This window comes from Chitinimonas violaceus (genome assembly GCF_052601015.1).
This window is the reverse complement of the sequence record NZ_JBQXDJ010000269.1, coordinates 1-296: the sequence shown is the minus strand read 5'-3', so window position 1 is coordinate 296 and position 296 is coordinate 1. Positions and strand designations below refer to the sequence as shown.

The following is a 296-nucleotide window of genomic DNA, read 5'->3' as shown; positions in this document are numbered from 1 at the left end:
GGTTGGAGGTCGATGAAGCACAGGCGGGCTTCGACGGTGCGGATGCCAAGGAAATCCGGGACCAGAACACCCTGGCACAGCATAGCCAGCAGCTATGGCGCCTGACGGGACTGGATGCGGCACAAGCACAGGTAGCGGGTGATGTGATCGCCGCCCCCATGGACGACACCAGCCTGGAGGAGTGGCAGCAGCGTGCACAGGCTGGCAGCCCAGCGTTGCGTGCTGCCGAACAAACACTGGCCCTGGCCAAGATCGATGTCACGGAGAAGCGTGGTCTGCATCTGCCGGTGGTGGCC

At 64.2% G+C, this 296-nt stretch carries 1 pseudogene; it reads left to right on the top strand.

Going from position 1 to position 296, the window contains the following annotated elements:
- A pseudogene (locus ACUHMQ_RS21250) lies at window positions 1–296 on the top strand (TolC family outer membrane protein); the annotation flags it as partial.